The sequence below is a fragment of the Algoriphagus aquimarinus genome, assembly GCF_900112005.1.
GTDB lineage: Bacteria > Bacteroidota > Bacteroidia > Cytophagales > Cyclobacteriaceae > Algoriphagus > Algoriphagus aquimarinus.
The window spans coordinates 1-12,846 of sequence record NZ_FOKK01000026.1 but is presented as its reverse complement, the minus strand read 5'-3'; the positions used below and the strand labels follow the sequence as shown (position 1 = coordinate 12,846).

At 39.3% G+C, this 12,846-nt stretch carries 13 protein-coding genes and 1 tRNA gene; 9 read left to right on the top strand and 5 right to left on the bottom strand.

The features are described from left to right. The first annotated feature begins 268 nt into the window (after positions 1 to 268). Together BM291_RS20595 and BM291_RS20590 are read left to right on the top strand one after the other, a co-directional pair. Complete coding sequence (locus BM291_RS20595) at positions 269 to 1,927, top strand: DNA polymerase/3'-5' exonuclease PolX (protein ID WP_092901558.1); 1,659 nt, start codon at positions 269 to 271, stop codon at positions 1,925 to 1,927. 155 nt (positions 1,928 to 2,082) lie between these two features. Then, positions 2,083 to 2,370, top strand: coding sequence for a hypothetical protein (locus BM291_RS20590; RefSeq protein WP_092901455.1), 288 nt, complete (start codon positions 2,083 to 2,085; stop codon positions 2,368 to 2,370). Between the two features lie 109 nt (positions 2,371 to 2,479). Here BM291_RS20590 and BM291_RS20585 read toward each other — a convergent pair whose 3' ends face one another. From BM291_RS20585 to BM291_RS20570, 4 genes are all read right to left on the bottom strand, one after another. Further along, a complete protein-coding gene (locus BM291_RS20585) occupies positions 2,480 to 5,005 on the bottom strand; it encodes an ATP-dependent Clp protease ATP-binding subunit (RefSeq protein WP_092901452.1) in 2,526 nt (841 codons plus the stop codon). An 81-nt stretch (positions 5,006 to 5,086) separates the two neighbouring features. Further along, complete coding sequence (locus BM291_RS20580) at positions 5,087 to 5,713, bottom strand: WbqC family protein (RefSeq protein ID WP_175499758.1); 627 nt, start codon at positions 5,711 to 5,713, stop codon at positions 5,087 to 5,089. 1 nt (position 5,714) lies between these two features. After that, positions 5,715 to 6,344 carry an L-threonylcarbamoyladenylate synthase gene (locus BM291_RS20575; protein WP_092901449.1) on the bottom strand — a complete coding sequence of 210 codons (630 nt, stop codon included), beginning with the start codon at positions 6,342 to 6,344 and terminating at the stop codon, positions 5,715 to 5,717. 3 nt (positions 6,345 to 6,347) lie between these two features. Beyond that, positions 6,348 to 6,782 carry a (deoxy)nucleoside triphosphate pyrophosphohydrolase gene (locus tag BM291_RS20570; RefSeq protein ID WP_092901446.1) on the bottom strand — a complete coding sequence of 145 codons (435 nt, stop codon included), beginning with the start codon at positions 6,780 to 6,782 and terminating at the stop codon, positions 6,348 to 6,350. A gap of 86 nt (positions 6,783 to 6,868) precedes the next feature. On the opposite strand from BM291_RS20570, the gene mltG reads away from it, so the two are divergent. The 7 genes from mltG to BM291_RS20535 all read left to right on the top strand — a co-directional run bounded on the left by mltG (position 6,869) and on the right by BM291_RS20535 (position 12,512). Beyond that, complete coding sequence (mltG, locus tag BM291_RS20565; RefSeq protein WP_092901443.1) at positions 6,869 to 7,912, top strand: endolytic transglycosylase MltG; 1,044 nt, start codon at positions 6,869 to 6,871, stop codon at positions 7,910 to 7,912. 2 nt (positions 7,913 to 7,914) lie between these two features. Then, positions 7,915 to 8,331, top strand: a complete 417-nt coding sequence (locus BM291_RS20560; protein WP_092901440.1) for an acyl-CoA thioesterase — start codon at positions 7,915 to 7,917, stop codon at positions 8,329 to 8,331. Positions 8,332 to 8,335: 4 nt separating this feature from the next. After that, the gene (locus BM291_RS20555; RefSeq protein WP_092901553.1) at positions 8,336 to 9,319 is read left to right on the top strand and encodes a YihY/virulence factor BrkB family protein; all 984 of its coding nucleotides are present in this window, start codon (positions 8,336 to 8,338) and stop codon (positions 9,317 to 9,319) included. Between the two features lie 258 nt (positions 9,320 to 9,577). After that, positions 9,578 to 9,662 (top strand) — tRNA-Ser (locus tag BM291_RS20550). A gap of 235 nt (positions 9,663 to 9,897) precedes the next feature. Beyond that, entirely contained in the window at positions 9,898 to 11,133 is a 1,236-nt protein-coding gene (locus tag BM291_RS20545; protein WP_092901437.1) for a site-specific integrase, read from the top strand. A gap of 49 nt (positions 11,134 to 11,182) precedes the next feature. Then, positions 11,183 to 11,620, top strand: a complete 438-nt coding sequence (locus BM291_RS20540) for a hypothetical protein (RefSeq protein WP_092901434.1) — start codon at positions 11,183 to 11,185, stop codon at positions 11,618 to 11,620. A gap of 34 nt (positions 11,621 to 11,654) precedes the next feature. Continuing rightward, a complete protein-coding gene (locus tag BM291_RS20535) occupies positions 11,655 to 12,512 on the top strand; it encodes a hypothetical protein (protein WP_092901431.1) in 858 nt (285 codons plus the stop codon). Positions 12,513 to 12,575: 63 nt separating this feature from the next. Here BM291_RS20535 and BM291_RS20530 read toward each other — a convergent pair. After that, a partial coding sequence (locus BM291_RS20530; protein WP_139229159.1) for an integrase core domain-containing protein occupies positions 12,576 to 12,846 on the bottom strand: 271 nt, incomplete at its 5' end.

Here is a 12,846-nt window from a genome sequence, read left to right as displayed (position 1 = left end):
GGTATTGGTTAAGAGTTAAAAACGCATTGATTTGATAAAGGCAAATACATTCTCGTTTCAATAACGTAAGAAATGAGAATGAATACTACTCCATTCCAGTGCTTTGCAATACTAAGCTCATGGAAAATCAAATTTCAATTTTAAGTTAAGGCATAGCCCCTTAAATTGAAACATTATTTCAAGACATTTGTCTGAATACATTCACTCAACCCGAGAAATTTTGGATCACAAGACTCTTCTGAAAAAAATTAAGCTCAGCATTCAGCTGATGGAACTTCACGACGAAAACCCATTCAAAATCCGCAGTTACCAAAGTGCATTGATTTCGCTAGAGCGTGGAGATCAAGACATCATGGGACTGAGCGAGGCAGAACTTGGAGCTTTGCAAAGCGTGGGAAAGAGTATGGTAGAAGCGATTCAGCAACTTAAGGAAACAGACACATTCCCATTTCTCGAAGAGTTATTAGCCAAAACTCCTGAGGGAATTTTGGAAGTTCTTCAAATTAAAGGCTTGGGGCCAAAGAAGGTAAAAACCCTTTGGGAAGAACTTGGCATCACCTCCACGCATGAATTGATGGAAGCATGTCAATCCGGAAAAGTGGCCAAAATCAAGGGTTTTGGAGAGAAAACTCAGAACACGATAATTGAGAATCTCGAGTTCAAAGCGTCCAACTCTGGCAAATGGCTCTATGCAGATATCGAGGAAATGATAGCCCAACTGAAAGAGACTTTCCGAGTAATGGCTGGAGATGCAGACTTGACAGTTGTAGGTGATTTTGCTAGACAACTGGAAATCATCACCGAAGCTGAGTTTCTAATCGCTTCTGATGAGTTAACTGCCGTGAAATCCAATATCAAAGCAATGGATTCCATCGAGTGGATTTTGCTGGAATCTGGCCCAAGAACGCTGAGAGGTAAACTCAAAGAGATCGACCTTCGAGTGAGTATTCACTTTTGTGCTAAGGAGGATTTCCTTTGGAAGAAACTTTCTCTAATCGCCTCACCTCTACATCTGGAAGCTATGGTGGATGAGAAGGAAAGCATTGCCAAAAAACTACAAAAGAAAGATTTCTCCAGTGAAGAGGAGTTTTTCAGCATCAACAATCTCCAATTTATCCCTACAGAAATGCGTGAAGGTTTTGGAGAAGTAGAGCTGGCCAAAGAGAACAAAATACCTGAATTACTAACGGAAAAAGACCTGAGAGGAATCTTACATAATCACTCCACCTACAGTGATGGTAAACATAGCTTGAGACAAATGGCAGAGTATTGCAAGGAGCTCGGTTATGAATACTTGGGTATTTCCGATCATAGCAAAACAGCTTTTTACGCTGGAGGATTGACGGAAGACCAGATTCTAAAACAACATCAGGAAATCGATACATTAAATAAAGAATTGGCTCCTTTCCGGATTTTCAAGGGAATAGAAAGCGATATTCTTAATGATGGAAAACTGGATTACGCAGATGATGTGTTGGCGAGTTTTGACTTTATCGTCGCTTCTGTTCACTCCATACTAAATATGGACATCAAGCGAGCCACGACCCGATTAATCACGGCGATTGAGAATCCTTACACCACTATTTTGGGTCATCCTACGGGAAGATTACTTCTTCGCCGCCAAGGATACCCTATCGATCATAAAGCGATCATAGATGCCTGCGCTGCAAATAACGTCGTGATAGAAATCAATGCAAATCCTTGGAGATTGGATCTGGACTGGAGATGGGTTCATTATGCCATGGAGCAAGGAGTAATGCTCTCTATCAATCCAGATGCACATGCGATGGAGGGTTATGCTGATATGAAGTATGGTGTGCTTGTAGGAAGAAAAGGCGGGCTCACTAAAGAAATGACGCTCAATGCTATGTCAGGAGAAGAAATAAGAACATACTTCAATACAAGACTGGAAAAAGTAAAAGGATAACGGAGGTGCAATTGGACCTAGGAAGTCTTGTATCTTTGCGCACTCAATCAAGAATATAAACAGATGAAATCGTGCATGACTCAGGGATCACCAACTGGGATGATTAATATACATGCGAGATTCCATCGAGCCGTTAACAAACCAATTACAAACAGATGAAATGGACTGACCATTCAGATAAAACACTTTTACAACGTTCCTTTTTATTTGGAATCACAGGTATTGTGCTTTGTACACTTTCGCTTTTAAACACTTATTTCCAAGTAGTAGCTGCGCCAATGGGGCCGCTGAATGGCGTAGGGTTTGCTTTGCAACTCGTAGGCTTAAGCCTGGCGGTTCTTGTAATCCGTAAGCGGAAATTAGCTCCTGAAATCAAAGAGAAAGCTAAAAAAATGATATTGGTCCTTGGAGTAGGATTACTATTTTTCATTTTGACTCTTTGATTTCCTAAAAAAAGGAATCTCTCATCCCTACGAAGAGCATATATATTAACCTACAAAAAAGCCCCGAATTCATCATTCGGGGCTTTCTGTTTATTAATGCAGCTAAGTATTAATCAGCTTTTTCTTTCTTCTTCACGGCGATGGTCAACTCTGTACCTTCACCTAGATAATCAGCGGTGATCACGTCTCCTTCGGATAGGTCACCTTTCAAAATCTCCTCAGCAATCGCATCTTCCAAGTATTTCTGGATAGCTCTGTTTAGAGGTCTTGCGCCATACTGCTGATCGTAACCTTTTTCAGCCAAGAATTCCTTCGCTTTCTCAGTTAACTCGATCTTGTATCCTAGATCCGTGATTCTTGCAAACAACTTACCTAAGCTGATATCAATAATTTTATAGATATGCTCTCTGGTCAGTGAGTTGAATACAACCACATCATCCAATCTATTCAAGAATTCTGGGCTAAATGCCTTTTTCAAAGCAGACTGAATTGTTGACTTCATCACTTCATCCATATTATCAGATTTGGTCTGACTGGCAAAGCCAATTCCTGCACCAAAATCTTTCAAGTCACGAACTCCAATATTCGAAGTCATGATGATGATCGTATTTCTAAAATCTACTTTTCTACCCAAACCATCTGTCAGGACACCATCATCCAATACCTGTAAAAGGATATTAAATACATCTGGGTGAGCTTTTTCGATCTCGTCAAGTAAGACTACAGAATAAGGCTTTCTTCTGACTTTCTCAGTCAGCTGTCCACCTTCTTCATAGCCCACATAGCCTGGAGGTGCTCCTACCAATCTGGATACAGAGAATTTCTCCATATACTCAGACATGTCTATTCTGATCAAGGAATCGTCTTTGTCGAAAAGATAAGTCGCCAGCATTTTGGCCAACTCCGTTTTACCAACACCCGTAGGTCCTAGGAAAATAAAGGAACCAATAGGCTTTTTAGGGTCTTTCAATCCAACTCTCGTTCTCTGAATTGCCTTTGTAAGCTTCTTAATCGCTTCATCCTGACCAATTACTTTACCAGAAAGATCCAAGCCCATATTCAAAAGCTTTGCGCCCTCTTTCTGAGCTACTCTCTTAGCAGGAATTCCAGTCATCATAGCAATCACTTCTGCTACGTGCTCTTCATCTACGGTAAATCTTTTAGACTTACTTTCTTCTTCCCACTTGTTTTTGGCTACTTCAAGTTGCTCAAGCAATTTTTTCTCCTTGTCTCTGAGCTGAGCGGCTTCCTCATACTTCTGAGATTTCACCACACGGTTTTTCTCAGATTTGATGTCTTCTACCTCACCCTCAAGTTTCAGGATTTCCTCCGGCACATGAATATTATTGATATGGACTCTGGCTCCTGCCTCATCCAAAATATCTATCGCTTTATCAGGAAGAAATCTATCCGAAATATATCTATCGGAAAGCTTCACACAAGCGATGATAGCCTCATCTGTATAATTTACATTGTGGTGATCTTCGTACTTATCCTTGATGTTGTTCAGGATCTGCACTGTCTCCTCTGGAGTAGTGGCATCCACCATCACCATTTGAAAACGACGTGCCAAAGCTCCATCCTTCTCAATGTACTGACGATACTCATCTAGCGTAGTAGCTCCGATACATTGGATTTCTCCACGTGCCAAAGCTGGTTTGAACATATTAGATGCATCCAAGGAACCTGAAGCTCCACCTGCCCCAACAATGGTATGCAGCTCATCGATGAAAAGTATCACGTTTGGAGATTTCTCCAGCTCGTTCATCACAGCCTTCATTCTCTCTTCAAACTGACCTCTATATTTGGTCCCAGCTACTAGCGATGCAAGATCTAACGTGACCACGCGCTTATTGAAAAGCACGCGAGAAACCTTCTTCTGAATAATTCTAAGTGCTAAACCTTCGGCGATAGCTGTCTTACCTACACCTGGTTCACCGATCAAAATCGGATTGTTTTTCTTTCGTCTGGATAGAATTTGTGCCACACGTTCGATTTCCTTCTCACGACCAATGATCGGATCAAGCTTATCGTCCTCAGCCATTTTAGTCAAATCCCGACCGAAATTATCCAAAACCGGAGTTCTTGACTTCTCAGCACCAGGCTTAGAAGCACCAGAACCACTTCCTGTAGATCCGAATAGCTTGGAGCCGTCATCATCTCCATCTTCAGCCTCAGCTTTGGAGCGAGGAGGAGAATCGGATGACATTTCAAGCATCTCTTTTACAGAATCGTAATTGATTTCAAATTTGTTAAGTATCTGAGTGGCAATATTGTCTTCGTCTCTCAAGATGGACAGCAGCAAATGCTCCGTACCAATCAATTGACTTTTGAAGATTTTAGCCTCCAAATAAGTGATTTTCAACACCTTCTCTGACTGTCTAGTCAGAGGGATATTTGCCATATTCTTTACGTTGTGATTTGCAGTGCCTTTTACAGCGCGTTCTATCGCATTGCGCAACTCGTCCATTGGCACTCCCAATTTCTTAAGAATGGAAACAGCAACACCTTCTCCTTCGCGAATCATCCCTAGCAAGAGGTGCTCTGTGCCAATGTAATCATGTCCCAGGCGAAGAGCTTCTTCGCGGCTAAGAGAGATCACCTCTTTGACTCTGTTCGAAAATTTTGCTTCCATTGAATTCCTATCTGATTGTTTAATAATCCTGTACGTATGTTACCGAATTTGTTTTAAAAACACAATCCTTTTGCGGATTGTTCACTGTTTTTTTACAGACTTTAAGATTATGCTTTTAGATGCAGGTCCTTCGCAAAACAACAAATCCAGAATGCTGAGGTTAGGATCAAAGTCTAAGCCAAAAAGTTGGAAATATGACTCGGGCTGATAGTAATCCCGCTCCGAAAAAGGCACTGAGGGCATCAATTCCCCTCTTATGTCCTTTGTCCAGGTTTGATCCTGATCTTTTTCATGCATACACATCTTGACAGATGACCCTAAAAGCTTGAGACAGATTGTCAGCATTTCCCAATTCAATGCCCACAAACTTTCATGGTTTTTCTGAAAGCCCTTTTCAAAATAAGGGAAATAATACTCGTAAAACGGAGCTTTTCCATATGCACTTTGAATTCCCCGCAGATGAATATTTACCCAATTTTGACTAGAATCAATTTTGATTTTATTCTGTGAAACCCTTGGTCTTCGGCCTTGAATAGGCACACTTAACGTCCCAACTTTATTTGCCAGACGTATCTGAGTGCGATTAAAAAAGGATTGTCTTTGGTAAATTTCCTCTGGAAAAAAAACCAATTCCTCCGCTTCAGCAATCGCTGCAAAAAACTCAAGGTTGGGGAAATAGTGCAGATCTACTGCAATGCTCTTTATCATTCTAATCTAAATCATCCAGTTTTCCCCGGCCTTCTCTTATTATCTCCACCTCTTCTCCAGTACAGTCTAAGACTGTAGAACCGATATTTTGACCATATCCTCCGTCAATTACAATATCCACGAGGTGCTGATATTTTTCGAAAATTAATTCAGGATCGGTACTGTATTCGATCACTTCATCTTCATCATTGATGGAGGTAGTGAGAATAGGATGCCCCAATTCTTCCACTAGCATCCTTGGCACATTATGATCAGGCACTCTTATTCCTATCGTTTTCTTTTTGCTGTGCAATATCTTAGGCACCTGATTGCTTGCTTCCAAAATGAATGTAAATGGACCAGGAAGACCTTTTTTCATCATTTTAAAAACTGACTTACTGATCATTTTAGTGAATTGAGAAATGTTACTCAAGTCAGCGCATATAATGGAGAAATTATGTTTTTTGGGATTGATACCTTTGATTTTGCAGATGCGCTCTACCGCCCGCAAATTCATAATATCACAGCCCATACCATAAACTGTATCTGTAGGGTAAATCACTACACCTCCATCACGAAGGGTAGCAGCAATTTGTCTGATCTTGTCCGGATCAGGATTTTCCTCATATAAACGAATCAATTCAGCAGCCATATCTTAATTTTCTCTATTGTATTCAACTAGTTGTTCCTGAATATTGTTCCAATTCACATATAAGTCCTCCACTATAGGGATATCTGCCTGAGCCCAATTCAAAGACTTTAATTCTTCTTTAGCAAGCCACTTTACCTCTTGGTGTTCAACTAATTTCAGCTTCCCACTTCCCCAAACGCAAATAAAAGGCATCAATCGAATCACTTTCACATCTGAATAAGCATGCTCATTAGATCTCAAAGAGCCAATTATATTAATAGAAATCGCCAATTCCTCTTTAATTTCACGAATAAGGCAATCTTCAGGGCTTTCTCCTTTCTCAATTTTCCCGCCAGGAAATTCCCATAGGCCGGGAAGTTGCATCGCCTCAGATCGCTGAGCACAAAGTACCTTTTGGTCCAAAAAGATAAGGGCACAGGTGACTGAAACTACTTCCATAAAAAACGTTTTTGCACAGAAAGGTATAATTACATTGCCTCAAGCACAAACTCCAACATATATTTTTCCCTATTTTTGCCCTCTGTATGCTAAGCGAAAAAAGAAAAAACATCTACCTCGTCCTAGTTATCGCCTTCTCGGTGATGGCTATCTCTCTGAGTTTCTATTTCTACCAGATTTTTTTCAGCCCAAATGCGCTGATTGATTCCAATCAGAACTATATGCTGAAAATCGGTAGTAACGACACCTATAAGACTGTTGCCAACCGCCTTTATGACGACCACGTCGTAAATGATTTGGTTAGCTTCAGCTTTATAGCCAAAGTATTGGGATATCAGGACAATGTAAAACCAGGACTATACACTGTGGCTCCTAAGATGACCAACCTGGAATTGATCAGAGTGCTAAGGTCAGGAAAGCAAAGCCCAATCCGTGTGACGTTTAACAATGTGCGCACGAAAGAAGACTTGGCAGAGAAGATCACTGCTAATATGGAGATTTCGGAAGAGCAATTTCTGCACCTGATTCAGGACTCCGTGTATATCAGAAAGTACAATTTCAACGAAGAGACTATCATGAGTATGTTCGTCCCAAACACGTATGAACTTTGGTGGAACACAAGCGCAGAAGCTCTTTTCGACAGAATGTATAAGGAATACGAAAGTTTTTGGACAGATGAACGCAAGCAGAAAGCTAGCACAATGGGTCTAAACCAAACGGAGGTAAGCACACTTGCAAGTATAGTACAAGCAGAAAGTCAAAAAGCGGACGAAAGACCAACGATAGCTGGCGTTTATCTGAACAGACTTAAATTAGGAATGCCACTACAGGCTGATCCTACTCTGGTTTTTGCTTTAGGAGATTTTGAATTAAAAAGAGTCTTGAACGTTCACAAGGAAACTGATAGCCCATATAACACTTATATGTATGCTGGACTTCCTCCCGGACCGATTAACCTTCCAGACATCAACTCTCTGGATGCTGTACTGAATGCGAAAGACCACAACTATTTATACTTCTGTGCCAAGGAAGACTTCTCAGGCTATCATTCTTTTGCCAGCTCGTTAGCGCAGCATAATGCCAACGCTAGAAGATATCAGGCTGCACTAAATGCGGCTAAGATCTATTAAACATGTATAAAGCTGAAACCCAAATTCGAGTTCGATACGCTGAGACTGACCAAATGAGTTATGTTTATTACGGCAACTATGCGATGTATTTCGAAGTAGCCCGAGTAGAAGCGATGCGGAGTATTGGGTTTTCATACAAAGAAATGGAGAACGAGGGAGTGATGATGCCAGTGCTGGAAAGTCATTTTCGCTATTTAAAACCGGGCAAATATGACGAACTCCTTACTATCAAAACAACTATCCCCACCCTGCCTGGCGTACGAATTCGATTTGAATACCAAGTCTTCAACGAACAAGAAGAAATGATCACGGAAGGATGGACAATACTTACTTTCCTCAAAAAAGAGAGTCACCGCCCGACTAGACCTCCACAGAATTTGTTAGCTTTATTGAAAGGGTATTTTCAAGAAGCAGGATAAAGTGATCAAAACAAAAATCCTTAGGTTAGAAGTCCAGTTACTTTGGCAGGCTAGAAAGCTCAAAAAAATTCATTTCGGAGATCCTGATAAAAACATCTATGATGTAGGAAGAATATTTTTGATTCAGCTGCAAAAGGATGACATTATTGAGCGTGCAGGATCAATGGCATTTAATTTCACGATTGCCCTTTTTCCGCTAATACTCTTTCTACTGAACCTTATCCCCTATCTACAGGATATTTTCCCATACATCACTACTCAGAATATATTATCCTTTATCCAAGAGATTCTTCCTGAAGAGGTATATAGTCAATCTGAGAACACCATAATGGACATTGTCTCTAAACCGAGGCAAAGCATGCTTTCATTGGGCTTTTTCTTCGCTCTTTTTGCATCTACTCAGGGAGTGATGTCCATGATGAACTCATTCAATTCTGTATATCAAACTAAGGATAACCGAGGATTTCTTCAAAGTAGAGGCATTGCTGTAAGTATTGTGATGGTTTTGGCGTTCACCGTGATCACTGCCAGCATAGTGATGATTGTAGGAGGCGTGCTCATTAGAAGACTTGATGAGATGCAGGTATTCAATTCTGGATTTATGATTTTCTTATTCTCCAGTCTAAAATTTCTGATTCTGTTATTGATGTTCTACATCACTACTGCGTTCATTTTCCGATTTGCTCCAGCGGTCCATGATAAATGGAATTTCTTTTCCACCGGGGCCAAATTAGCCGGCCTCTTGATCACTTTTGGCTTCTACGGGTTCTCATTCTATCTAAACAATTTCGCAAGCTACAACAAGCTATATGGCTCTATCGGAACTTTAATAGCCTTGATGCTATGGTTATTGATCACCTCCATCATAGTAATTGTATGCTTTGAAGTAAACGTAAGCCTAGATCTAGTAGACGAAAAGAAAAAGCGGGCAGGAAGCGCAGAAATTGAAGAATTGATAAAAGAAGAGAAAAAAGCAATAGCTGAATAAGCCTGATATTGGCTGGACTTTTATACGCAAACCGTATTGTATACGATGAACTAATAAACTTGTCCCCACCTACTGAAAGAGGAATAGATGTCTGAAAAGCTTATACTTCACGAATCGGAGGTTAAAAAAGTAAATAAATTAAAAATTAATCCCAAAGAAATCAGAAGGTTAGCAGAAAAAGGCAAAATGTGTTTTGCAAAAGTTTACAATTATCCTACTTTTGCAATCCTAATCGGGCACAAAACCTGATGACGACCTAGAGGAATGGCAGAGCGGTCGAATGCGGCGGTCTTGAAAACCGTTGTACTGTGAGGTACCGGGGGTTCGAATCCCTCTTCCTCTGCTTTTAACACTTTAGTTATTTCGAAAAGCCCCATATTTAATCGATATGGGGCTTTTTATTTTTACTCCTACCCTAAAAATCCGTAGATAATTCGGATTATCCGTGACTAATTCGAGACCTGGCACTTTTTCCATCGAGACCTATCCCGTTGGTGATCTTTTTGGTGATAATGTAAATCTGATAGGTCAATAAAGCCCTCTGAAATAGCTTTGCCTCATACTTAAACAACCAGGCAATGTATATACCGACCCTCAATTATTGGCTCAATCAGAAAAAACTGAATAGAGATGGTCTCGCTCCTATTTATCTTAGAGTAACTATCAATGGGTCGCGTACAGAGATCAGTTCCAAAATCAGCATACCTATCGAAAAATGGGATTCGAAAAACTCCAAGGTAAAAGGCAAGCAGCCTATTGACATTAGGTACAATAAACAATTGTCTGACCTCGCGATCAAAGTTCATCAGTCGATTGATGTTTTGGTTCAAAACAAATTCCCCATCAACGCCAGTAACATCAAACTTGCCATTAACGGTGAGCTTATAAAAAAAACAATCCTTTTAGATGTTTATCAAGATTACTTGCTTCATCTCAAAGGTCGGATTGGTGATAATTACACTCACAGTTCATTTGAAATAAACCAAACCACTTTTGACCAAGTACAGGAATTCTTAATAAAAGAAGGCAAAGAGGATCTCCCGCTTGAGGAATTTATGAATCCATATTACCTAAGACTGGAGCTATTCCTTAAGAAGGTAAAGGTGAACCAGCACAATACCGTCTATAAGAAAATCGAACGGCTAAAATCAATGTTCAAATGGGCCTATTCTATGGAGTTTGCAGAAAAAGACTTGAGCAGGAAGTTCAAGATGAAAAAGCATAAGAAGGTGATTGTTTTCCTTACCCAGGAAGAGCTAAATAGAATTCATGAGCTAACTCTAATACCCAGGCTGGAAACCATCCGAGACGGCTTCTTATTCATGTGCTATACAGGTCTTCCATTTAATGAAATTGAATCATTGGATGAATCAAACTTATCCAGAAAAATTAACGGAGGATATGGGTTAATCTTTTCACGCAAAAAGACCAGTAAAAACCTACCCGAGATCCCATTACTTCCACAAGCTTTGGTTCTTCTGGAGAAATATAAAGATCATCCAAAAAGGATCCGGGAGAAGAAACTTTTACCAATCCCTTCCAATCAAAACTTCAATGCATACTTAAAAGAACTTGGGACTCTTGCACGCATAGAAAAGTCTATAACTACCCACACTGGAAGAAAGACTTTTGCTACAACTGTGGCACTCAGGAACGGAATGAGTATGGAAGTACTCAGCAAGATCTTGGGGCATAGTAATATGAGAATTACTCAAGAGCATTATGCCGAGGTTCAGAATGAAAGAGTAAATGAAGAGTTTGAAAAATTATCTTTAAAACTAGATAGTAATGAAGGTCGAAGCGCCACTTTATAGAAAGGTAGAGTTTTCGTTTTCCCACATTTGCCAACCAGTTATTTTTTGGATGACGGATTCAGAAATAGATGATTTTGATAAAAGAGATCTAAGTGAATTTGATTTGTATAGACTAAAATCAAGCCCATCAACTTTAATAGAGTTTAGGATTGATGATATGACTGGTTGGGTTAAAACTACTGAAATAAGGCATGAGGAAAGCCCTGTTGTTTTAAACACTTCCATAGCAGGAATTGATAGATTTAAATGTCTTAATAAAACCTCAACAGTTCCCTCATTCAACCGCACACTTTCTGCTACTCTTTACTTAAAAATCGACGAACCCTTTCAATCCTTTTACTTAAAGGAAACTCCAGAGTTGAAGTCTCTCTTAAACTTTTCTTTTACATTTTTCGATGATTTTTTCTACCAAGATATTGGCAATGAAAGTTTCTTTGAAACAAGAAACATAGTTTTAGTAGAATACCTCTTACCATATACCCCTTGAGATTTAACTAAAGGCCTGATACTTTAGCAAAAAAATGATTCATTACGATAAGGTATCTGCTGATCTGGTAAAAATAAAAAATCTAATTGCCCCAGACAATTGGCATTCCTATACTGAAGTTCATTTTTCGGAAGACTGGATCTCAAGAAAAGATTTCGATTGGAGCACCTACTTATGGACTCTTTTGGATAACGTTCAAGATTTGAAAACGCAATATCTATCCCTGATAAGTTTGCAATTAGAAGAAAATGGTGGCTTTATTGAGCAAGGATCTGAAATCCCCATAGTAATCCACCTTGCAACCAATGAAGAAGAATTTGAAGTCGCCAAGGCAGAAATAGAAAATACAATTTATGAAAGATATAAATTCTCAAAACGTCACCTTAATCTAATTGAGAACCTTGTAGTGGACATTCAAAAATGTTTTAAGTTTTTTGAAGAAAATAAAGACTTGCCACCTTATTCTGAAAAAGTATTATCTATAGATAAAATCCCATTCTGGGGAGATCAAATGGAGTTCACTCTTTTGCTCCATTTATTATTTGAATCTGACTTTATCCCAATTAGAAAAAATGGAGTTCGGAAGTTCAAGACTGATGTTTCTACTGATTTGAAGAAACAATTTGAAAGCCATAAAAGTCTTACAAAAAAAAATGCCATTGAACTGTCATGTACTTATTTCAAAGGGGTAACCCTCGAAAAAAATCTGATTAAGGAACATGCTTTTAAACCTGGGACCGTAAATAGTAAAATGGACAACACTTCTTTAAGCACAATAAGCTCAAGCAACTTTGCTGAATTTGAGGAAAAATTATCTTCAATTTTAGAACATTTCAAAGCTATTAAAGAAACTAAAGAACTACCAAGCAACTTGAGATTTCGAAGTACTTAATAAAAGACATACAATCACATTCCTGACTAGTCCTGAATAGGCGTTACAGTTTTAAAGGATAATTTAGATAGCATCGGGTTTCGACACGGTGCTATTTTTCTTTTTGTAGGTTCTAATCTTTATGCTGTCTTGCAGGTGCATTTTGGTTGGTGTTTCCATCCGACAACTCCAATGTGGTCTTTCATTATTGTAAATATAAATAGACTCTTTTATCAGTTTGTCCATCAGTTCTAAATCATGGATTATGATCCCCAGAATAAATTCATGTTTCAGTATTCCGTTGACTCTTTCTGCCACCGCATTTTGGTATGGATCATAGCTTTCTGTCATGCTA